Annotated in this window: 22 protein-coding genes; 8 read left to right on the top strand and 14 right to left on the bottom strand. The window is 57.9% G+C overall.

Going from position 1 to position 21,845, the window contains the following annotated elements:
- Positions 1-330: 330 nt before the first annotated feature.
- Positions 331-516: a hypothetical protein gene (locus ACFSM5_RS10950; RefSeq protein WP_379876411.1), complete on the bottom strand. Its 186-nt coding sequence runs from the start codon at positions 514-516 to the stop codon at positions 331-333.
- A gap of 17 nt (positions 517-533) precedes the next feature.
- Between ACFSM5_RS10950 and ACFSM5_RS10955 the strand changes: the two genes are divergently transcribed.
- Positions 534-1,838 carry a Fic family protein gene (locus ACFSM5_RS10955; protein WP_379876413.1) on the top strand — a complete coding sequence of 435 codons (1,305 nt, stop codon included), beginning with the start codon at positions 534-536 and terminating at the stop codon, positions 1,836-1,838.
- Between the two features lie 15 nt (positions 1,839-1,853).
- On the opposite strand, the gene ACFSM5_RS10960 is transcribed toward ACFSM5_RS10955, so the two are convergent.
- Positions 1,854-2,243 (bottom strand): helix-turn-helix domain-containing protein, encoded by a 390-nt coding sequence (locus ACFSM5_RS10960; RefSeq protein ID WP_379876415.1) that lies wholly within the window; start codon positions 2,241-2,243, stop codon positions 1,854-1,856.
- 304 nt (positions 2,244-2,547) lie between these two features.
- On the opposite strand from ACFSM5_RS10960, the gene ACFSM5_RS10965 reads away from it, so the two are divergent.
- The 3 genes from ACFSM5_RS10965 (at position 2,548) to ACFSM5_RS10975 (ending at position 8,113) form a co-directional block, all read left to right on the top strand.
- The gene (locus tag ACFSM5_RS10965) at positions 2,548-3,228 is read left to right on the top strand and encodes a hypothetical protein (protein ID WP_379876416.1); all 681 of its coding nucleotides are present in this window, start codon (positions 2,548-2,550) and stop codon (positions 3,226-3,228) included.
- Between the two features lie 59 nt (positions 3,229-3,287).
- Positions 3,288-3,716, top strand: coding sequence for a hypothetical protein (locus ACFSM5_RS10970; protein ID WP_379876417.1), 429 nt, complete (start codon positions 3,288-3,290; stop codon positions 3,714-3,716).
- Between the two features lie 272 nt (positions 3,717-3,988).
- Entirely contained in the window at positions 3,989-8,113 is a 4,125-nt protein-coding gene (locus tag ACFSM5_RS10975) for an AAA family ATPase (RefSeq protein ID WP_379876418.1), read from the top strand.
- On the opposite strand, the gene ACFSM5_RS10980 is transcribed toward ACFSM5_RS10975, so the two are convergent.
- From ACFSM5_RS10980 to ACFSM5_RS10995, 4 genes are all read right to left on the bottom strand, one after another.
- A complete protein-coding gene (locus ACFSM5_RS10980) occupies positions 8,094-8,675 on the bottom strand; it encodes a hypothetical protein (protein ID WP_379876419.1) in 582 nt (193 codons plus the stop codon). The two genes, ACFSM5_RS10975 and ACFSM5_RS10980, sit on opposite strands and share 20 nt — an antisense overlap.
- A gap of 871 nt (positions 8,676-9,546) precedes the next feature.
- Positions 9,547-9,903: a ubiquitination-like system serine protease family protein gene (locus ACFSM5_RS10985; RefSeq protein ID WP_379876420.1), complete on the bottom strand. Its 357-nt coding sequence runs from the start codon at positions 9,901-9,903 to the stop codon at positions 9,547-9,549.
- The gene (locus ACFSM5_RS10990) at positions 9,900-11,294 is read right to left on the bottom strand and encodes a ThiF family adenylyltransferase (protein ID WP_379876422.1); all 1,395 of its coding nucleotides are present in this window, start codon (positions 11,292-11,294) and stop codon (positions 9,900-9,902) included. Before ACFSM5_RS10990 ends, ACFSM5_RS10985 begins: the two co-directional genes overlap by 4 nt.
- Positions 11,291-12,403 (bottom strand): multiubiquitin domain-containing protein, encoded by a 1,113-nt coding sequence (locus ACFSM5_RS10995; RefSeq protein ID WP_379876423.1) that lies wholly within the window; start codon positions 12,401-12,403, stop codon positions 11,291-11,293. Before ACFSM5_RS10995 ends, ACFSM5_RS10990 begins: the two co-directional genes overlap by 4 nt.
- Positions 12,404-12,559: 156 nt before the next feature.
- On the opposite strand from ACFSM5_RS10995, the gene ACFSM5_RS11000 reads away from it, so the two are divergent.
- Together ACFSM5_RS11000 and ACFSM5_RS11005 are read left to right on the top strand one after the other, a co-directional pair.
- The gene (locus ACFSM5_RS11000; protein WP_379876424.1) at positions 12,560-12,946 is read left to right on the top strand and encodes an antitoxin Xre/MbcA/ParS toxin-binding domain-containing protein; all 387 of its coding nucleotides are present in this window, start codon (positions 12,560-12,562) and stop codon (positions 12,944-12,946) included.
- Position 12,947: 1 nt separating this feature from the next.
- Positions 12,948-13,652: an RES family NAD+ phosphorylase gene (locus ACFSM5_RS11005; RefSeq protein ID WP_379876425.1), complete on the top strand. Its 705-nt coding sequence runs from the start codon at positions 12,948-12,950 to the stop codon at positions 13,650-13,652.
- A gap of 52 nt (positions 13,653-13,704) precedes the next feature.
- Here the strand turns inward: ACFSM5_RS11005 and ACFSM5_RS11010 are convergent, their stop codons facing one another.
- From ACFSM5_RS11010 to ACFSM5_RS11025, 4 genes are all read right to left on the bottom strand, one after another.
- Entirely contained in the window at positions 13,705-14,055 is a 351-nt protein-coding gene (locus tag ACFSM5_RS11010) for a hypothetical protein (protein ID WP_379876426.1), read from the bottom strand.
- A complete protein-coding gene (locus ACFSM5_RS11015; RefSeq protein WP_379876427.1) occupies positions 14,052-14,801 on the bottom strand; it encodes a Panacea domain-containing protein in 750 nt (249 codons plus the stop codon). The genes ACFSM5_RS11010 and ACFSM5_RS11015 overlap by 4 nt, the downstream gene beginning before the upstream one ends.
- Positions 14,802-15,350: 549 nt before the next feature.
- Positions 15,351-16,091 carry an endonuclease gene (locus ACFSM5_RS11020; RefSeq protein ID WP_379876428.1) on the bottom strand — a complete coding sequence of 247 codons (741 nt, stop codon included), beginning with the start codon at positions 16,089-16,091 and terminating at the stop codon, positions 15,351-15,353.
- A gap of 154 nt (positions 16,092-16,245) precedes the next feature.
- Positions 16,246-16,470, bottom strand: coding sequence for a hypothetical protein (locus ACFSM5_RS11025; RefSeq protein WP_379876429.1), 225 nt, complete (start codon positions 16,468-16,470; stop codon positions 16,246-16,248).
- A gap of 90 nt (positions 16,471-16,560) precedes the next feature.
- On the opposite strand from ACFSM5_RS11025, the gene ACFSM5_RS11030 reads away from it, so the two are divergent.
- The gene (locus tag ACFSM5_RS11030; RefSeq protein WP_379876430.1) at positions 16,561-16,848 is read left to right on the top strand and encodes a hypothetical protein; all 288 of its coding nucleotides are present in this window, start codon (positions 16,561-16,563) and stop codon (positions 16,846-16,848) included.
- Between the two features lies 1 nt (position 16,849).
- Positions 16,850-17,650 carry a hypothetical protein gene (locus ACFSM5_RS11035; protein ID WP_379876431.1) on the top strand — a complete coding sequence of 267 codons (801 nt, stop codon included), beginning with the start codon at positions 16,850-16,852 and terminating at the stop codon, positions 17,648-17,650.
- Between the two features lie 22 nt (positions 17,651-17,672).
- Here ACFSM5_RS11035 and ACFSM5_RS11040 read toward each other — a convergent pair whose 3' ends face one another.
- The 4 genes from ACFSM5_RS11040 to ACFSM5_RS11055 all read right to left on the bottom strand — a co-directional run bounded on the left by ACFSM5_RS11040 (position 17,673) and on the right by ACFSM5_RS11055 (position 21,824).
- Positions 17,673-18,989 (bottom strand): MFS transporter, encoded by a 1,317-nt coding sequence (locus ACFSM5_RS11040; RefSeq protein ID WP_379876432.1) that lies wholly within the window; start codon positions 18,987-18,989, stop codon positions 17,673-17,675.
- A 255-nt stretch (positions 18,990-19,244) separates the two neighbouring features.
- Complete coding sequence (gene trbB / locus ACFSM5_RS11045) at positions 19,245-20,135, bottom strand: P-type conjugative transfer ATPase TrbB (RefSeq protein ID WP_379876433.1); 891 nt, start codon at positions 20,133-20,135, stop codon at positions 19,245-19,247.
- Positions 20,132-20,593, bottom strand: a complete 462-nt coding sequence (locus ACFSM5_RS11050) for a S26 family signal peptidase (RefSeq protein WP_379876434.1) — start codon at positions 20,591-20,593, stop codon at positions 20,132-20,134. The genes trbB and ACFSM5_RS11050 overlap by 4 nt, the downstream gene beginning before the upstream one ends.
- Entirely contained in the window at positions 20,583-21,824 is a 1,242-nt protein-coding gene (locus ACFSM5_RS11055) for a type IV secretion system protein (protein WP_379876435.1), read from the bottom strand. Before ACFSM5_RS11055 ends, ACFSM5_RS11050 begins: the two co-directional genes overlap by 11 nt.
- Between the last annotated feature and the right edge of the window lie 21 nt (positions 21,825-21,845).

Genomic DNA, 21,845 nt, shown 5'->3' on the forward strand with positions numbered 1-21,845 from the left:
CAAAGCAGGGGCGTTACGACCGGGCTAGAACCGGCCGAATGCGGCTTTCTGGGGAAGAAAAGAGGCTCTACTTAATAGAGTAGGTGTCGATTTTTGGAGACTCATTCACCTTATCGATAACCATTATCGAGCCTCCAGGCACATATATCGCAATTATTGATGAACAGTCCGATTTCAGATCGCAGACATATACATATGTGCAGTGGATCTTATCTCGCTGTAAGTCGCCAGATGCGACGCATCAACATGACTAATAGTTTCATAGAGCGCCGCTTACGTCAATATTTTCTTATTTAATGCTTGACATTTGGAAATGAATACATTCCCGCCTCAATCTTCCCCAGAGGAAGATTTCGAGAGGGGGAACATTTTTTGCAGGTTTTTTCCCGCAGATCGACGGGCGAAATCGCGTCCTTTTGTCAGGATATTTGCGGACTTGAGCGGGCTGGTGGGTGATGAATGAATATGAATAAATAGATTGCCAAAAATTTTTTGCTCCGGCAGGGTGCCGGGCATCCTTTTTCGAGGTCGATTTGGCTGCTGCCGAGATAGAAGCGCTCGATGTGCGTTCGCGCACGGTCGTCATAACCCTGGTGTCGTCCAAGGCTGAGCTGACGACAATCCAGCTCCGCAATCGGCTGGCCAAGGACGGGGATGAGATCAGCCAGCCGACGATGTCGCGGCTGCTGACGCGGCTTATCAAGATGCGGTTCGTGAAGCGTCAGGGCACGACCAACGGCGCAACCTATACCGCTTCGCGGCTCGCCAAGACGCGGGTCAGCGAATACCAAAAGCTCAACAGGCAGATTGAACTGGATGCGCGCTCCGTTGCGCCCCAGAGCCCGCCGCCCAGGCCGTCAGCTCCGCCTCCGGTTCCGTCCTTGCCGCCGAGGGTGACCACGGACTCGGAGCAAGATTTCATCAGAGAGAGCGTTAAGCGCGAAGTCGCGATCATAGAGATGATCCGAGCCGAGAAGACACAAAAGGCAGAGGAAGAGCGGCTTCGGTCCGAGGAGCGGGCTCGGTCTCATCGGTACGTCAGGTTTTATGTGAAGCAGCGATCTCGACCAATGTTCATGATCGATGACGACACCTTCCTAAATCCAGCAATGAACTGGTTTCCTGACGAAATCCGCCCTTATGACGGAGCCTTGAAGGATGTCTCGCCGAAGGACTTCGAGGATATTCGCCTGTCTCTCATCGCAGACGAATGCTGGAACATTCATCAAGGCATGTTTGAGGGCCTGACCCAGGAGGTCGTGGAGGAGGCGATCCGACAATCCAGAAAAAATTATCGGATCTCGGATGAACTCTACCTGCGGCTCGTAAACTATAAAGAGGCCAGCCTGTATGCCTTTTCGGCCGTCAGCCCCGGTGAGCCTATAACGCCTTCGATGCTGCTGGGCGCTCACGAGATTCTGTTGAGGGGACTGCCGGAGGCTGGCCACGGTCAATTCAGGACCCATCCCGAAGAACAGATCGAACGCTTCATCGACAAGCATTTAAGATTTGTCCATAGCCGAGCCGAAAGCGCCTTTCAGCGGGCCTTCATCGTCTATTTCGCGCTTTGTTACCTTCGGCCTCTTTCATCCGGCGGTGAGGTCATCGCTCGGATGTTCAGCAATGCGATCCTGCTATCCGAGCGGCGGCCGCCAATTTTGTTCCAGGGGTTTGATCTTGACGATTTCTGGATCGACATATGCCGTGCTGGGCGGATGCCATGGAACCGTCCCGAGAAGGCTGCGGCTCTCTTCACCAGCGCATATCACGCCACATACGCTCGATGGCTGACCAAAACCCAAGCACCAAAGAAGATAGAGGCTCGTTGGGGAGGCTGATCTCTAGCCTGACCGCTAAGGCCCCTGAAGCTCTTCGGCGGGCGGTGGCTGGAGCCGGTGCAGCAGCCTGACCTGATCGACCGCGACCTTTAATGAGCGGGTGTCCAGGCGGCGGGCAACGGTCAGAAGTTCCGTGATCAGCCGGTCGTCTTCTGTGGGGGTCGGCTTGGCACGGTCGGTCGATGCCGGGATGAGATCGATCAGCTCTAGGTCCATGGCCTTGGCGATCAGTTCGAGCTTTTCGACAGAGGCGGCCGTCATTGCGCGCTCGATATTAGACACGGTCTCTGGGGCTAAGTCCGCTCTATCTGACAATTGCTCCTGGGTCATGCCGAGGGCAGTCCGATGTTCCCGGATGCGCTTCCCAATCTCTGCGAAAACCTTGGAGGACGGCTTCTTGCTCATCGCCAGATCGTCCTTGATTTAAGGTTTGAAATTAACGACCCCAGGGATTGATTTTTTAGGCATCAGAATCTTGATGCTTTTTCTACGCGCGGCTTTAAATTAGATGGGCAGCCCGCTCCCCAATGGCATCAGGCAGGGTCGGCCAAATGGCAGACGCCAAGCTCAAGCGTGCTTGCTAGATGGAGCGAGCTGGTAATCAGTAGGACGCCCCAGGGTGGCATTGTTCTTGCCAAGCTGGAGCCAAAGGTGCGTACCCAAGTTATTTTCATCTTCGGTCTGATTTCGATTCTGAGGGTATAGGGTCATGCTCGACACATTGGACCGGGGCGTTGCGGCGCTCTATGCGGCCGCCGGACAAGAGGAAGCCTGGACAGTGGCTGCCGCTCAGTTGGCGGATGCCCTGAAGTCGGCCGGTGGAACCCTGTTGGTCTATAACCGTGCCAACGCTCGAAAGTGGGTTATGTGCGAAAGCACCATCGGTCCAGAATTTCGAGATCAGTATTTCTCTGACTTTGTGGATGATAGCCCGACCCACGGGCTGTTGCGCCGGAGCCCGGTCGGAACCATCGCCAATGTCGATGACCTGCTGCCGGAAGCCAATTTCCGGGACACTCGGATGTATCGCGGCTTCCTGAAGCCCTTCGGCTTGGGCCGCATCATGTCGGCCCATGTTGCACGTTCCGACGATGAGATGATCGCCGCCGCCTTTTACCGATCAGCCAGCCAAGCCCCCTTCAGCTCGACCGACATGACGGCCTTCAGAATGTTGGCCCCTCATATCGGAAGAGCCATTCGACTTGGAAACCAAATGGCTGCCTCCTCGGCGTTCAATAAGCTCTCCCTCGCCGCCCTCGACCAGAACGGGACGGCCATCATCTTTGATTTTGTAATCAATAGTCCTAGAAACAATACGTGGCTTAGTACCGCAGGCTTTCAGCCGCCTTCAAGCCGGTTTATTCCTGTCTTTCAGCACTTCCTCGATTGACGCGCAGGTTGCAGCAGGGCTCAGTTTTAGGTGCCTTTTGCATAACCAAGGATGTGCTCATGTCGCCACGCGAACAGAACAGGCCGTCGAGGTTTATGGTCTCGCTCAGGGCCTTAGCGAGTCCCATGCCGCTAATTATGACGGTCCTGTTTGTGTTGACGGTCTTGGGCGGCATTAGTGCGCGCATGACCTGGGTGACCTGGAACGCCTACGTCTATTGGATGGGCTTCGTGCCGGCAATAACCTGCTTAGTCCTTTCCGGGCCGTTCTTCCTTTGGTGCGTCGAGCGCTGGGATGCGACCTACAGCCGACGGGCATTCGGGTCTTGGGTTGTAGAACCGCATGTCCGAAAAAGGGGGCGTCGTCGCCCCTCGAATGACTTCGCGGCCTTGGCCAATTTCGTGAAGGCCCACAGCCAATCGCATATCGTGATCTGCGGCAGTTATGCGGGTGCTTGGAAGCGGTTGACGGGTGTTGAGAGTTTTTAGAAATTCCGACCCTGAGGTGTGCAATTTCCAGCGCTCCTATCTCCTGCCGTGGATCTACCTGTCCACGATCATTTGCTTCGGGGGGCCGGAACTGCTCGTCGCCATCTGGGTAAGCCTCCGGCGAGGCGGTGGCTTCAAACCCATCATCGTGCGGCTGAGCCGAAGGATCGCGGCATTTCATCGCCAGGCCGTCGAGATGGCGTGCCCGTTGGTCCGCCAGCCGTATTCGCTTGGCTCCCCCGTCTCAGTCTGAGTTTTCCTTTGGTGCTTCGATGACATACGGCCTTCCTGATCTTCCTCCATCTTCTGATGAGGTCGCCGACAAGCTGCCGGACCTGGATACTATCGAGAAGGCAAAGATTGAAAGCCTTAGAGCACAGGCTCTAAGGGGGTCGGAAGGGCTGCTGAAGTGGCCGACAATTTTGCCGGACGGCACAGAAATCTCTCGGCCAGAATTGGGAGCTATCCAGGCCAACTTCGATTCGGCACCGGTGACGACGACGGCGCTTCTGGGGCCGCCCGGCGCCGGGAAATCAGCTTTCATGGCGCGTCTGAGCCGGGATCTGCTGGCTAAGGGATGGTCGGTTCTGGCGATCAAAGCGGACCAGCTGCATCCCGACGTTAAGACTGAGGCTGATCTACAGAAGGCATTGGGTTTCGCAGAGTTTCCAAGCACGGTGATTCGGCAGATGTCCTTGCTGGGCCCAGTCGTGCTCCTGATCGACCAGCTGGATGCTTTGGCGTCCATCCTGGATCGGCACACCCAACGGCTGGATGTCCTGTTGGCACTGGCCCGGTCTGTTAAAGCGCAGCCGCGGGTCCATGTTGTGATGTCATGCCGAGCGTTCGAGTTCTCTCATGACACCCGCTTGGCCGCGCTGTCGGCTGAGCAACTGACATTGGAGCTACCGACGCTGGAGCAGGTTGCGCCGATCATGCTGAAACAGGGCATCGACATCGGTAACTGGCCCGACGATGCCAAGGAAGTCATCCGGTCCCCCCAGGCGCTGGACATCTATCTGAAGTTAGCACCTACGCTGCATTCGGAACCGTTTCGAAGCTATCAGACGCTTCTGGAGCGTCTTTGGTCAGAACGGGTGATCAAGGGCGCCAAGCCCAAGGAAAGTGAAGCTCTCGCAGCGAAGATCGCCGCGGAGATAGCTGATCAGGAATCTCTTTGGCTGGGCAAGGCTCGCTACGAGCATGAGGAAGGTTTCGATGAGCTGCTGGCTGCTCGCATTCTTGTTCTATCGAGCGATGGTCTGAGCGTCGGATTCAGCCACCAAACGCTGTTCGAGCATGCTCTAGCCCGAGGGTTCGTGCGTGAGAGCGGCTCTCTTTCGGAAAAGGTTCTCAAGAGCCAGAGTTCGCTATTCCTACGATCCAGAATATGGGCCGCTCTGGCCTATCTCCGTGCCGCCGAGCCTGTATCTTATGCCAAGGAGCTTTGGCAGATTTGGGACACTCAGGGTCTTCGTTCACACCTGAAGCTTCTGCTGATTGATTTTGCGGGCCAGCAGCGCGACCCGAACGATATCGAAAAACAATTGATGGTTGATGCTCTAGCGATGCCAGAGCATCGGGAAGCTGCTTTTTCGTCGATGGCTGGCAGCCCCGGCTGGTTCCGAATCCATCGGGCCACAATTGCCGCCGAGATGCGCGGAAAGAATTCGGTACTTATGGTTCGGTTGCTGTTGCCGGCTTGGTCGTTTGCGCCGACCGAGGTCGAGCAGTTGGTGCTGCAGCAATGGTCGATTGAAGGTTTTGAGAGGCAGGTTTGGTCGGTGATCGGACTGGCGCCTCATTGGTCGCCAGCCATCGTCAATCTCGCAACTTCTGTGATCGCGTGCGGCAACATTCCGATGGGCAGCGTCGAATCCTACGTTGCGACCTTGGGCGTCGAGCAGCCTCAGGAAGCGTTACGGCTGGTTCGTGCCCGGCTAGATAAGGACCTTGAGAGGGCATCGGTTGAAGCCCGGCGCAGGGCAGAAGAGCGGCCGGCCGAGCCCAGCGAGGACATGGCCGCGCAGATCGTTTGGCGCCTGGAGCATGACCGTAAGAAGCCGGTGGAGGACTTGCTTGATTCAGGCAAAGACTTCTACGTGTTGCCGGCTCTGGTCGAGAGTCAGCCAGGGCCTTATGCCGAAACCCTTTGGCCTTGGTTTGATGCCGTTTTCACCCGTCTGAAAGAGCTGGTGGAGGAGGCGCCGCGGTGGGGTTTTGCCCTGCCATACAGCGGCAACTTCGACATCGAGGCCGATGGCGGCACCGGTTGGCGTAGCGAAGGTCTCATTGGACTCTTCAGCCTGTCGTTAGAGCTACTTGCAAAACAGGATAAGGCCGCGTTCCAGGTATGGCTGCGCCGCCTGTGGGATTATGATGTCTGTGTTGTTCAGCGGATCTTGGCGAATGCCCTCGCGAGCGACCAGGAACACTATGCGGATCTGGCGTTGGAATTCCTGACGACAGACTATCGGCGCCTGATGTTGGGCTCGACCGGGAATTCTTTGAGCACGACATCCCGACTGATCAGGGTTTCCAGCCCTCTTTGGAGCCCGGAACAACTGGCAGCCTTTGAGCGGTGGGTCTGGGCTTTCGAACCGGTAGTCGATCCAGAATTCCCCTCTGAAACTCGGGAAGAATTCATCCGCAATATGCAGGTCCGGGTGTTCTTTGCTTTGCCAAAAGCGTTGCGAAGTTCGGCAATCGAGACACTGTTGGTGCCGGAAGAGCCACCTCCGATTCATCGACCTTCAGCGGATGAGGCGACACCGTCCATTGGTTCGCTCGTCTCCAGCGAGGAGATGGTTGCGATGACCGATGACGGAATTCTGGCGCTGTTTAATGAGGTCCCTTATCGCACCGGCTCGGAACATCCCAGGGAGGTCTTAAAGGGAGGCAATGATCAGCTGTTCCAGGAACTCGTGGAGTTCGTCCAACGAGATGTCGGGCGTGGCATTGCGATCATTAACCGGATGGATCCCGTCATCGCTCAGCGTGCAGTCGGACTGGCTTTAGAAAAGCTTGCTCAGGATAAGGTGGACCCGAAGATCGTTATGGATCTTTTCGCGCAGACGTCGGTACGCGGTTTCAATAGCGGTGAGTTCCGCCGGTCGGCGGCCTACGCTATCGAGAGGATAACGGAGAACGGTATTGAGCCGACCGAGGCCGTCTTGGAGGTCCTGGAAGGGTGGCTGCAGGAACCCTTGATGGTCGAAGGCCCGCAGCAACCGGCTGAAGAAGAGTCGGATGATGTTGAGGAGTTTGACGAGGTCTTCCGGGAGCTGAACCCTCCGCCAGCCGCTCAGAGCTATAATGGACATAGCCCTCTGTGGGGGAACGGCCTTATTGGTTCGGACCCAGGGAAGATGTTCCCAATCGTCTTCGCCCTAGCGCAGGCTCGACTGCAGCTGAAGCAGGTCGAACGGCTCATTGGGTCGCTGACGTCATTCTTGGCGCAGTCGAAAGACTTGAGCGTGTGGCAGTCGATGTTACGTTCATTCTGCTTTCCAGACTTTTGGGCCCAACCTGAGGTCGCCAAGCCCTTCCTCAGGGCGCTTTTCCAGCACCAACCTGGCTTACTCGGCACTGAAGGGGCCGCGCAGCTTCTGGCCCATGCGCAGCAGTGGGCTCCCGATGTTGTCGGTGAAATCCTCGTTAATTGGCCTTTGCAGAAATCGGAAGTGGCCCAGGTAGCTTATGGGGAGCTTGTTGGGCTCGCTTACATGCTCCATCCGGACCTGGCCTGGGTTCAGGAGCGGTTTGCCGACATCCTTGCCCAACCGGCTGCGTCCTTGGCCCGTGTCGGGGCTGCAAGGAGCGTGGCACATGCTTGGCCAGTCCCGGACTATCGGGAACGAGCTATTGCTACCCTAGCTCAGCTTCTGGAACGGAACGAAACGTCGGTTTGGCAAGCCGCGTTGGATTTGTTCCGTCTTATCGAAGAACTATCCGCCGACCCGCCGACGGCGCGGCTCCTTCAGCTGGTGGCCGTTAGCATCGAGCACATTGACGATTTCCAGGATCTCTTTCTAGTCGAGCGGTTGGGGGATTTCCTGCCGGCTGAGGCCCGCACGATCGCTCGAATTGTCGAAGGACTGGCCCGAAAGGCGGTAGACCCCAACTTCGGCCTAGATGGGTCCTATAATAGTGTCGGGGATCTTTTCAATTTGGCCTACACCCTTCATAGGCTTGAGCCGACCAAAGATGACGGAACCAGGATCTTCGAGATCCTGCTGCAGGCTGGTGATTTCCAAGCCGGTGACAGCGTCTATACCCTTGATGGCCGGTTTAAGCCTCAGCACATCCCTAGCCGCGTTCGCCCACGCCTGCGTCGACGCCCACGGAAGTCGCCTTTGGCGTGGCGGGGTAAAGGGGCTAACGCAACGCCGGAATGAACTCTTGCGTGATCAGGCGTTCGATCTCTGATAGTTGCAGGTCGACAACGGTAAAGGCGGCCGCAACGTCTCGAATGTTATTGGGGTCTTCCGCACCGATGTAGGCTAGGAAGTCGCGCACCTTGTCCAGGATACGAACTGCCTGCGTGTATGCCTCAGGGTCGACGCTGGCGGCCTGCGACAGGATGTCTGGCAGGTGCTTGGCCCGCAGGGTGTCGAAGTCTGCCTTCAGGTTGCTGTCATAGCGCACAGTGCCGTTCATATCGACCCGTTGCCTTAGCGTCAGGCGAAGCTTCTTCGCAGCATCGGCGATACGCTGGAATTCCATCTCGTAGAGCTTGGCGTAGCCCTTTTCTTTACGCCAAACGTCACTCTTGCTGAGATAGAAAGCGATGATAACGGTCAGTATCGCACCGATACCAGATAGCCACTCTGGCAGTTTATCGGTCTTAATGATGAAGGCAGTGATACCCTCGCGCGCCCACAGGATCACTCCGGCGAGGACAAGGCCGAATAGCAGCCCGAGCATGATGATTTTGGTTCGGTTGCCGTCGTTTTTCATGCCCGGTCGTGGCCTGCTGTAGAAGCTTGGGGTTGGTCTGCGGCAAAATCAACGAAGCGCAGCCGATTGGTTCTTGCGTCTGGACGCCAGGCGTTCCGACGCGCACTTCGATGCTCTTCACCGGGTAGGGCGTAGATACTGCGATCGTGATTTTTGTCGGCCGAGTAATACCACGCCGCGAAGGCTAGGCCGTTTAGATTTTGCGGGCAGCGGGCGAGCCATTCCCAAAGGCCGTTACTGATAGGGTTAACCTATCGAGCTTGTTTCATAGAATTTTCAAATTCTATAAGTGCTTGTGAAGGATCTCTAAGAAATAAATGGAAATCCAAAATTTTTGGCGCAAATTTAATCGCACATATTAAGTATTTGGTCAAGGAAACTATGTTTCAAAAGACCCCTTACCAAGCAAACCGTAGATTCCAATATGCTTTGATGCAGTGTTTCAGATGAGGCCGATCCGGATCTCTGCAATTACTTTCCCTCAACCTTTGTTGGAGAGAATTATTGTGCACTACGATCCCTTGTATGCTCCGTATCTAATGCCGGCAGGCTATTGGATCTACGGCGCGGCGGCATATATGCACCGCGTCAAGGAAATGGGCGGCCCGACGCCCTTCGCCAACACGTTTGTTGATTTCGTTGACGCGAGTATTCGCCAAAAGCGTCTCCCGTCGAACGTCGTGGACCTTGCTTCGCGTAGGAGGGCTGCCTGATCTGCTAACCCATGTCCCAGCGACACATCTAGGCGAGGGCGGCATTGGAGGGCGCGCGTAATCAACCCTAAAGAAATTTGAATAAGAGAAGGGGGGCACGAGGAGGTTGCCCCCCTTTTGTTGTATCGGCGCCTTTGGCGCTATCTTCCCAATAAGAATCAGCTGCACCAATGAACACGGCCTTCGCGAAGCCAGAAGTGCGCCCGGCACCCGGTCTGCCGCCAGACCGACGGATGCAAGGTGGGCTTGCCATTCTGCATCTGCAGATCCCAGCGAGGTCGGGCCTCTTTGATGACCAAAAGTTCGAGGGTATCGCCGCACCCGCAGGGGCAGCGCATACCAAGACTCCAAGGTTCGCCGTCATCCTGGGTCAGGACGAGGTCGCGGGCCGGCATCTTGGCCGGGAGGCTGTCGGTCTCCACGACCTGAAGGCGGCGGGCGGGGCCATGGTCTTCCCATAGCCGCCGCCAATGGCCTTTAAGGCCGGTACAGGCCCGCTTGAGCCAGCCGATCACGATTGGCCCTCCGGCTCGTCCAGCATCGTCAGGCCGAGCAGCGGCTCGGCCGTGCCTTGGGCGAAGAGAGGATCATCGCCGGTCTTGCAGAACGCATCGGGGTAATAGTCGTGCTCGCGTGCCGCCAGGCTGAAGATGGTTCGGGCAGCGCCGGCGTTGCCGTCATGGCGATAGGGGTATGCCCGAGCGACGAACTCGTTCATGCAAGCGGCAGCGGCGGCCATGTTCAGGGTGATGACGGACGGCGCCTCTTCAGTGAGGCCCTTGATGTAACCTTCATCCTGAAGCTGCTGATACTGAGCCGGGTCATCGCGCCGCAGTTGCTCTTCCCTCAAGCCTGCCGAGGTGTAGACGCCGCGGTCGAAGAGGTTGGAGCCGCCCGGCTGGACATAGTCGACACGCCCCATGACGTCTTCGATGCGCGGACCGTTGGGGCCGGTGCCGGCGGGGATCACCACGCCAACATCGAAGAGCGGGATCAGGAATGCCGCGCTCAGACGCTCGGCGATCATCCGCGATTCCAGAGTGTCGGTGCAGCTGAAGATGACGTCAGCCTGGCTGACCGCCAGGACGGCCTCGCGGGTCGCGATCGAGGCGTTGAGCGGAACTGCTACTCCCGGCCCGCGGTAGCGGGCGATAGCAGCGGCCATCATCTCGGTTTTCGAACGACCCGCCGCGGCGTCGGCGAGCGTCGAGTTGAGGATACGGTTGAGGTTCTTGGTCTCGACGGTGTCGAAGTCGATGAGGAGGATCGACCCGAAGCCCAGGCGCGCGGCCTCTTCGGTCACGATCGACCCGGTGCCGCTGACACCGATCACCACGGCTCGCAGGCGGCCGAGTTCGGTGGTCATTCCCTTGGTGAATGCCAGCGGGCGTCCGCGCGGGGCGTTCCAGGGGGCGTCCCCCCACCAGACTCGGATATCGTCGCCGGCGACCATGATTTTATCGACCGTGCGACGCTCCAGCTTGGGGGAATAGACGCGCGCACGGATGGCGCCATCGGGCGTCATGATGGCGGTGCCATGCAAGGTGCCATAAGCTGAGAAGATGCAGGGCATGACCTCGGCATCGCTCTCGTCATCTGCCTGCGAGAAGGTGAAGAGCCCACCCGGGTGGCTATGAATGAGGATCAGGGTCTTATCCGAAGCCTCGCCGGCCTCGATGCCTTTCTCCAACCAATCGCCCGGCCAGGTCAGTCGATCGGGCTCGCGACGGGCGCAATCCTTGTGCGGCACCAAGAGTGTGCTCTGCACCAGAAGCTGCTGCGGAGAGCCCGGCACACGGGTGCAGACCAGGATAGCGGCTGCTTCGCAGCCATCACCCGGATAGAGGTGCCGGCGGACTTTCTCGTGGTCGTGACCGGCGATCTTCAGCGTGGTTTCGGGGATCATGCGCCGACATCCTTCTCAAGAGCCCCCGAAACCAGCGCAAGATGCGACTGGATGTTATCGGTGGCCGGGTTCCAGGGAGCGATCGAGGTCCGATGGCGCGACCAGCGGCTGTAGGTCGTCCCGGCGATGACGGCGTTGCCCTCGGTCTGCGGAACCGCCGCGCCCGACCGCAAGAGCAGCTTGGGCAGCGTGAAAAACATGTCGATCTCGGCGGCCGGATAGCCCGTGGGCACCTGGATCGCCAGGGTGATTTCCGAGGCGGAATAGCCCTCCGGGACCCGGTAGCCGTAGATCAGAAGCCAACGGGTGCCGTTGTCAATGATCGTCTCCCAGGGGAGGCCGAGGCTGTTCAGGAACCGGTCATCGACCGGCAGGAGATTAAACTGGTGGCGAAGCGCGTTCTGCGCTTCGCCGTTGTTGATGCCGCCCGGAGTGAGCCGGATCTTCTCGATGCCAGGCCGGGTCAGATCGACAATGTAGTCGACCGTGACGTCTTCTTTTCCAGCGGAGGTCTTGAGGGTGATGATGTAGGGCTTGTCGGGGTCGTACCCGGCCTTGACTATCGCATCGCGGACCTTGACGTGATCCTCGTCAAAGACCAAGACGACATCCTGCACCTGCAGCTTCCAGGTCTTCTTCTGGCGGGAGATGAAGCTTTCAATACCCTTCTTGCTCAGGTTCACGGTGTCGGTCGCGCCGATCAGGCGGTCCGGCTCATCCACCCGTTCGAGGTAGAGGTCCTTATCAGCCGGCACCTCTCCCAGTTTACGCAGGGTGGCGCCGGTGATGATCGTTGCCGGCCACTGGAAGTCCTGGCCGTCAATGGTGATCGGGTAGATCGCGTCGGTTTCGACGATGATGAAGTGACCGTGGCTGTGCCGGAGGTCAACGACCTCCGTGTCCCGGATGTCTTCCAGTTCGCCGTTCGGGAGGAACTGCAGCACGACGACGCTCTGCGCCGGCTTAAAGCCAGCGGCGGCAGCGAGCTGCGCGCCGGTGGGGGTCAGGTCGTCGATGCGAACCGACCGGAAGGTCAGGGTCTCGTCGGCAACCTCGATCTGGTGGCGGGATTTGCCGTTATCGACGGCGCTTATGCTAACGTCGGTCATCTGCATTTCCTTCTATGGCTAGGCGAGCCAGGCGCACGGACTCTTGTAACCCACACGATTGTGGACTAGAGTTTCCTGAGAGTCTCGATATGGACTGTCTAGCATGAGACTTAATTAATCAACAAGTCCAAATATGGACTGGTGGGGAGAATCTGTATGGCCTTATCATCCATCGCCCACAAGGGTGAGGGATCTGTACCGATTCCGGTCGGTTTGGATGCTTTCACGCCCATGGCCGAAGCTTGGGGACTGTCAACAGACGAGCAGATAAAACTGTTGGGGTCCCCTGCGCGGTCGACGTTCTTCAAATGGAAGAAAGAAGGGGGCTCCCTCCCTCGCGACACTGCGGAGCGTATTTCCCATCTTTTTTCTATATGGAAGGCGCTACAGATCCTGTTCCCAGACTCCCGGCGCGCCGATGAGTGGCTTAAGCGCTCGAATACCTATTTCCAAAATGCATCCGCATTGGACGTGATGTTGGAAGGAAGTTTTGCCAGTCTGGTGCATGTGAGGCAGTACATTGATGCTCAGCGTGGCGGCTAATATGCAGGTCGTCGAAATCGATCAAGATTTCCATAATCTGATCCCCTCGCGATTCCCGACAATCGACGTTTATGAGCGCATAGCTAACGGCCGAAGCGAAGAATTCGCCAAGATTGAAGCGCTTACCAATCCGAGATTGCGGGAGAAGGAGCGGCTGACGCGAAATTCCGCGCCTGTCGATCAGAACAATCCGCGTTTCAAAAATTGGAATCATGCGCCCTTCGCCTATCCGAGCCCGGAAGGTAGTACGTTCTACGGACCAGATACGCGGGTCTTGGAATTAGCAGACGAATTGCAGACGGCGTTGGCTATATCCGTTCGCAAGCGCGAAATCTTTTTAAGCTGCACCGTCGAACCCGCGACAGCACTGGAGATGCGTCAACTTAAAAGGCCTGTCAAAGGAAAGTTCTTGGATGCCACTGGGTGGGATGGCATTGGGGATAAGCAGCGTCGGCTTGAGTTAGGCACCGCTGTTGTAGAGGCCGGACATGATGGAATCCTCTTTAATCCGCCCGAACGTCCGAGCGCGACAGCAATCGCGATCCTGTATCCAGAATGCTTAGATCACCCCATCCAGGTCGAGCATTTCAAGTTCATCTGGAACGGTCAAAAAATGACAGTGATATACTCTTTCAATTCCTCCAGCACCGGGGAAGGGCTAGATCCGGCCAAATTGAAAGAGAAGGCAAAGGTCATCGCTGCTTAGACAGCCGCGCGATCGAAGAGGATCTGATAGCTCAGATGCCGAATTCTGGAATTTAAGAACCTTTAGACGCTGATTTTGTCCGAGTGCCGAAGATCGGCATCTTATATTTTCTTATTCCGATCGTTGATCCTGTATATGGGGTAACAGATAGAATTTCTAATGTGAGCTGTGAATGTGTAATAAATTCAAATTCAAATAATTTTTCTGAATACTCATTATCTTCATTACCGAAGACGCAGGTCATCGAATTTGAATTAGGTTTTGGGGTTCCGCAATTTGTGGCGTTAGTTAAGATCCATTTTTCAAAGAACTTTGCCGTGGCGAACATGTCTGGCGAACCATTCATGGTCTGCAATTCATATTGTAAATTTTGTTGTATAGATAATCTGTTGTGACCGGTCATGGGTTTTCACCTGCGGTGTTGTGGTCACGGACAAGTTTTTCTTCAGGAATAACCGTGAATTTAGCGGCCTGCTCATCAAAGTATTGATAGATGAGTTTGTGAGATATTAGAAGATTATCGCGGCTTGACTTGGCTTTCTTCATGGTAATTTCCCACGGTGTCCCAGGTCGATGAGTCAGCTCCGTGAGTTGTACGTCATTATATTTACGAGCCCAGCTGACCACCCATTTTATTAACATTATCTGGTCTTTCGAGAAATTGTCCTGATACTCTCCGGGCACGTTGATTACCTCAGATATTCTCTCCCAAGTCGAGCCGGGTTTAAAATGCTCCCGAACTTCTTTGAGAACCGGCCCAAGCTCCCAGGTCTCGAAGAAAAACTTTTCATCGATGAAAGGCTCATCGAACATCGCGTGATGCCATCCATGGCAATAATATAAAATTTTCTGAAGTCTTCTTGGGCTGAATTCCAGGCCAAGCTCTTTTCCGACTTCGACAATTTTGTATGCAATGGAATTTGGATGCATACGCATGAGTCCTTTATGGAGAATTTTATGCCAGTCGTTAATCCGATAATACATTTTGGTCTCGTCACGCAAGGGTTGTGGAGCGGTTTGGCCAAAGATCGTTATAGAACGCAAATCTTCGGCGAAGCTGAAGGGCCGGAGTTGCTTTAAACAAGCCTCACCAACAACTTCTTCTCCTGCCTTTACCAATCCTTTGACGTGATAGGCTTGAGAAGCCAAGACGCTTCTCAATGGGTGATTTCCCTATGGCGTTTGGCCCCTATGAGTTTGAAATTATCCAATCGCCACTGGTTCGCCTAAGGCGACCAGCAGTGCCCGAGGACATTAGCGCGGATGGCTCGGGCCATTAAAATCACTGGTCGAGTTTCTCTAAAAGTGCGTGACATCGCTGACGTGATATCTACGTTCTGCAGCGAGCCTGCTGGCTTGATGATGGCCCCCACTTTCAGCAGTTCGTCCATTGTCTGCTGCGCCGCCTCTCTGGACCATTCTGGAAATCGCTGCATAACTGTTTCAACTACTGAGGGGCGGCAGCCTGGAATAGAAGCGTTATTTAATTATCGAAGTAGCTGTTTTGCATCAGAACTTAAGATCATTTTTCGCTCCTTTGTACCATATCGGGGGTGGAAGAAAGCGTTCGTTGGTTGCAAACGGGCAAAGTTGCGGCTCTCCGGTGTTGCCCGATAAAAGGGGGCGACCCCAGATCCCTTTGAAGTGTACTTAGACCTTCCTTCTTCAGATTGACTGCAGCAGTCTCTGCGGTTGGTGCTATGGGCGAACGTAGGGATTCGAATTGCCCTGCTCGGCCTCAATACGGCGATTGCGCTCGATTTCCCAATCATCGACAGGATCGTCGGTGCTCCAGCGCTGAAACATGGTCTCTTGTTCTGGGGTGAACATCACACCGTAGGTATCGCGCATGTAGAGACTTATGCGGGCGACGTCGCCCTGGATGTTCCGGGGAGGCTCTGCGACATCGGTGTCGTAGTCGATCTGGAAGGTACAGGAGCCGAACTGCGGCGCGTCGCCAGCGACCTCGCCGTAGGGACGTTCGCCGCGCCGGGCGTTGAGACCTTCGACTGCCGGGATAAGGTTATGGAGGTCGACCTGGATACGAGCGAACTCCGGATCGATCCGGGTGCAGCATTCACGATTGCTGAGGCGGTCGCCATCGCGTTCAAAACACCGCGCATCACCGGCCCAACACGCACGCCAATGACCGAATGCCTTGGCGGGGACGACATGTTCCCATTCCATGTCCTCGGTGCCGGCTCGACTGCGTTGATAGCCGCAGGAACTAAGGTCGAGAAAGCCGCCACTCCGGCCTCTCGGCAGGAAGGTGCAGCCGCAATATTGCTCAACGTAGTTGCCCGCGTAGACCTTGTTACGGGCGGTGGTCTTCGCGTGATCGAAGTTTCGCATCGGGCGGGTAGGCGGGTCTGCTGCCCAGGCAGGGCCTGCAACGACCGCGATCAGAAGGCAGAGGGTCAACGCAGACAGCTTCAGCATGGCTCGGCTCCGCGCTCGATTGACACTCGCGTATGATACTACCTTTAGCTGTGCTGTATAGTGCGCTTGAGCGGCTGGGTTTTCACATGAAGTTTCAACGACTCAGGCTGCCAAGAGCATCTGCTGCGATGACTAGGTCTGGCCTCTGAGTGCTTCAGGCCAACTCGGTGAAATCGACGCGATGTCCGCCGATAAACTCGATGGCCGTGGCATTGGGACTGACGCGCGCTGTCGTGAATACGGCGGGGTCCCGGAGCGGCTTCAGAGCCGGGCGCATCCCGATCAGCTTCTCCACGTCGATGACCTGCACACGCTGGTCAGACCACAGGACAATCACGTCCGGGTAAGTGCAGGCACGGACGTCGATGATCGTTGGCAAAGTTTTATCCAGCCATGAAGCTCAAGCGAAAGATTGACTGCTTTTTATCTTTCCGGTTGCATCGTGTCGATAGCAAGCGGAGGCCTGACTATGAACATGATGCGTATTGGCATTCTCGCAGGCGTTGCACTCACCCTGGCCATGCCGGCGGTCGCCAAGGAAACAATGACTGATGCGCAGATTCGGCAGCGGATCATCCGCGAGTCGTTGTCGAGCTATCCCGGCAATTGCGCTTGCCCCTATTCAACGATGAGCAACGGCCGATCCTGCGGTGGGCGAAGCGCTTATTCGAAACCAGGCGGCCGATCCCCGATCTGCTACGACAGCGACATCACGGACGCCCAGGTGCAGGCTTACCGGAAGCGGTTAGGCAGCTGACGTGGGTGAGGCGCGTACCAAGAGCCGGCGTCGCAGCGAGATCCTCAGCGAGGAAACGCGCTGCATCTATTGCGAGGCCGTGCCGGATACGATCGAGCACATGCCGCCGACGACCTTCTTCGAGAACCGGCATCGGCTCAGCGGGTTCGAGTTTGCAAGTTGCCAGGCCTGCAACAATGGGACGAAGGCAGCCGACGTCATCGCCAGTTTCCTGCTCCGGCTGAATCCCAATGGTCCGACCGATCTGGAAGCGCGGGAAGGCAAGGCGCTGCTCGGATCCGCCGACGATCTTGCTCCGGGCTTCTATCGAGAAATTACGCGGCTGCAGCGATTGCGTCCGCATGTCTGGGGGCGGCGGCCGTCAGGTGTCCTTGAGCGCAGGGTGGAGATTGCGCTGGACGGCCCGATCCTGCGGCGCCACATGGAGGTCTTCTCGGCGAAGCTCGGCATGGCGCTGTATCGCGAATATGTCAAAGCACCTTTGCCGCCGGGAGGCGGGGTCTTTACGCATTGGCTCTCCGGCATACCCCAGGGTGTGGCAGACGCACACTTCAGGATCCTGCCTAACTTCGACCAGTTGAGGCAGGGCAAGCAGGTTTCGGGTGATCAGTTTCGTCTTCGCTATAACACTGACGAGCGAACGATCGTCGGCGCTATGGTCGGGTTTCGGTCGAACCTGCATATCTCGCTTTTTGCCGTGGCATCTCCTGAACCTTACGCTCCGATCTTTGAGGACATGCCCTACGATCTGATGCGGCTTGGCCAGTTGCGCCAGCGCCTGCAGGCGGCCGAGGATCTATAGTCGAGGCGAGGGTCCTAAGTTACTATTTAGCGCCCTGATTTGACCGCAAGGCCAGCGGCAGTAAGGCCGAAATGCAAGCCAGGCCGGCGCAGACCATGAACCCCCGTTTCAGATCGAGAGAAGCCTGGTTGCCGGTGATGCCGATAGCAGTCACCAGCGCGGCTCCCACGGTGCCGCCGAGCGTTCGGGAGATGCTGAGGAAGCCAGTTACTCCCCCGGCTTGATGGCCGGGACTGGCGCCAAGGACAAGCACCTGGAGTGTGACCGCGGCAATGCCCTGTCCGATCCCGAAGAAGGCCGGACCAGGCAGAAGGAACCAGGCAGCCGGCGCGTATTGGAAGAGCACACCCCCGGCCAGAGAGGCTAGCGCCGCCAAGAGCAACTGACCTTTCAGGGACCAATCCGTAAGATGATGGCTGGTAATCCAACCCGCGATGGCGGTGGCCGCTAACATCAGGAGAAGACTGTGGGTTATTCCGGCCTGCGAGGCAAAGCTGCTTTGCGGGATCAGCGGCAGCAGCGTCCAGACGCCGAAGGCTAGGGCTCCATGCAGGAGGGCGAGCAGCCCACCGATCCAGACGGTGGATCGGCGCAGCAGTCGGAAGTCGATGATCGGGTAACGGCTTCGCGCCTCAAGTAGGACCCAGCAGAAACCGAATCCCAGCGATGCTCCGAGGACCGTGAGTTGGAGGAGTGATCCCCATCCCCAGGAAGACGCTTCTGTGATCGAAAGCAGAAGGGGGACGCATGTAAGTGCCAGCAGGCCGGCTGACAGCCAATTGATATGACCACCTGCGCAATTGGAGTCCGACCGGGCGAAAGTGGCCACCAGCATGGCGGCTATAAGATGCAGGGCGGCCCCCAGCCAAAATAACGCTGGCCATCCCAGCCAGAACAGGAGCGGGGCTGCAGCGATCAAACCAATAGCGCCGCCGATTGGAACGGCGATGGTCAGGTGGCCGACAGCACGCCGGTTAGTGGCAGCTTGTTCATGGACGACGCTGAGTGCCAATGGCAGTACGGCGCCACCGGCTCCTTGAATGAGTCGGCCCAATAGAAGGACTTCGAGACTTGTAGCCAGGGCTGAGATCAAGCAACCGAACGCGACGATGATCAGGGTCCACGTTAAAGTTCGTGCTTTGCCATAGACATCGCCGGACCGGGTGATGAGAGGCGTTGTCGCAGTGGCCGAGAGGAGCCACGAAATCAAAACCCAGGCTGTTTGGCCGGAGGTCAGAAGGAGGGAGTGCTGCAGGGTCGGCAGCGCGGCTGGCAATTGAAACTGCAGACAAGCGAAGGCAGCTGTCGCGATGGAGAGCGCCACAGTCAGAAGATTCATTGAGGGCCTATTCAAACTGAAGGATGGTCACCGATACCGGTGGTACGCCTCCAATTTTCTTTTCCCTTTTCGGTATTTAGGCAGGTGACCCGCGTTGAGACCTGCAAGGGTACCAAGTGTCCTGCGCCTTTGAGACCAAAAGATCGCGGAGCGACAGCCTGCTAATCAAACAATCGTTGGGGTAACCCGAAAACTCGCAAGTTTGCTTTTTGTTGGTTGAAAGACGACGTCGTCTCTTGGCCCGTCGCAAGTGCTCTAATTTGAATTGACCGCTTTGATCTCGATCACTTTGCGTCTGCCATTTTCATCGCGTTCGATGAAGATGACGAGGTCGATGGTTTCCTCGATCAGGCGTCTGGAGGGGCGGTCGACGGCTTCCTGCATCAGGTCTTCGAGGCGCTGGAGGGCGGCGTCGGCGCTGTTGGCGTGGAGGGTCGATAGGCCGCCGGGATGGCCGGTGTTCCAGGCTTTCAGCAGATCCAGCGCGCTGCCGTCCCGTACCTCGCCGACGCAGATCCGGTCTGGCCTGAGGCGCAGGGCACTTCGCACGAGACGGCGCATATCGATGCGCGCGCTGGTGCGTAGCATGACGCTGCCGGGCTGGCGCACATGGAGTTCGGGTACATCCTCCAGCACCACCAGTCGTTCGCCCGGCTGATGCAGGCTGGCCAGAATGGCATTGGCCAGGGTGGTCTTGCCGCTGCCCGTCCCGCCGCAGATCAGCATCGTTTTGCGCTCCGCCCAGGCGGCAGCGAGCTGGTGATATTGGGCGGGGGTGAGCGTCCCGGCGGCGATGGCGTCTTCCAGGCTGTTGATATGCTCGGTGCGGCAGCGGATGGCGAAGACCGGCATCGGCGCGACCGGCGGCAGCCAGCCTTGCAGGCGGGATCCGTCGGGCAGTTCGACGGCGATCTCCGGTTCTTCCTTGCCGATCACCTGCCCCTGGAGGGAGGCGGCCAAGCGTAGCAGGGTTCCGGCCTGTTCGGCCGACAGGGTCAGGTCTGTTTCTTCGATCCCGCTGCCCAGGCGATCGATGCGGATGCGGCCGTCGGGATCCAGCATCACCTCCGACACATCGGGCCGGGCGATCAGATCGGTCAGCGGGCGGCCCAGCGCCTCCCAGAATAACTGGGCGCCGTCCTTCACAGCGGCACCGCCCGGCGGATAAGGCGGCTGCGGTCGATGGGGCCAAAATACCGACTGTCGAAGGATCGCAGGCCGTCGCCCAATAGGAACACCTCCCCCTCGGTCAGGACACGGCAGAGGATGGCGGGTGGCGGGGCGTCGGCGACTACCACGGCGGCCGGGCGACCGGCGATATGGATATCGCGCCCCGTGATGCAGACCTCGTCCCCGCCGCTGGCCGCAATCCGCTTGAGCAGGGTGAGACCGGGTTTGCCGGGGGCGGCCAGCGTCACCAGCGCTCCTTTGGGGGCGTCGGCGGCGGGGGTGAGCAGATAGAGGCCGCGCGGCATGCTGTCGGTCGGTTGATAGGCAAAGCCATAGCCTGCGGCATTGGCCACCCCCGCCAGGGCAGCGCAGGTGCCGACCAGCAGCAGCGCGGGACGCAGAACCTTTGCCAGCCTTGCTGCTTCAGCTCTCATCACGGGGATCTTTATCATCTTCGGTACGGGTTCCGGCTTCGATGGCGCGATAGCCGCGGGTGGTGGCCTCGGGCGCCAGGGAGCGGCGCAGGGCGTCACTCACCAGACGGTCGATGCTGACAGCGGTTGGGGGCGCTGTCTGAGCCGTCCGGTCCAGAACAGGGCGTCGGGCGTCGCTGCTGCTGGACAGGCCGGAAGAAGAGTGTGTTACCCCCGGGCTGCTGCGCAAACCTGAATTGCCGCTGCTGGAAGATATCGTGGTGCTGGATCCGGCGGAGAGAAGACCGGTTGAAAAACGGTCCGAGGCCCTGGCAACGCTGGCGCCGCCGCCAAACCGTTCGACCGTGCTTGCCTGCCCCAGGGGAACCGCCGCTGCAGCCTGCAGGGAGGTGCGGGGTGGCAATTGCTGCGCCGCCACGGCTGCTTGCGATGAGGGCGAAGCCGCCGCCGTCGCCTCGTTCACCCCGGCAAAATCCCCGACGACGGCCATGGCGGCGCGTGGCAATCCGAGAAGCAGTACGAACAGGCACAGGCCGAGGCACAGTTGCGCCAAGGGCATGTCCATGGACGATTGCCGTGTCAGGGGCGTCATCATGGCGGTGAGCAAAGCGGGCAGCGGCAGGCAGATCAACAGAACGGTGGTAAGGCGTACCGTGGCGGTCAGCAGCCCGCGCCCGGCGCGTCCCAACAGGGCACGTCCAGGCGAAAATAGACCGATGGGCAGCATGACCAAGGCGATACCGGCAGTCAGATGAAAGGCTGCAAGCTGGTACAGCAAAGCCCCGGCGGCGAGGCCGAAGGTCACGATCATGGCAATGGCAAGCCCCGAGAGAGAGATCGAGGCGCCGAGCAACTGAGGTCCAGTATCGGCCGACAGACGCATCAGATCCAGAGAACCCTGGGTCCCGACGGCCAGCAAGGCGACGGGATCGGGCAGAAGGGAGCGGTCGCCCCTGGAGAGATACAAGGCACTGTCGGAGAGTGTCGTGACGAGGGCGCCGCCATCGCGCACCAGCAGCAGTACAACGCCGATCAACAGCAGCTTCCAGATGCCCTTGGCCAGCATGTCGCGCTGACCCAGGGCAACGGCGATCCCGAACAGCACCAGATCCAGTACGGCGAACAGCCCCAGCAGCGAGAGGCCCGCCTGTTGGGCCGTACCGATAAAGCCCGAGGCAATAGCAAGGACGCCATCGCTGAAGATCGTAAGATGTTCGGGAGCGACTGCCATATCAGTTCGCAGGCGCCGATT

Source organism: Lacibacterium aquatile (assembly GCF_042683105.1).
GTDB classification, from domain to species: Bacteria; Pseudomonadota; Alphaproteobacteria; order Elsterales; family Elsteraceae; genus Lacibacterium; species Lacibacterium aquatile.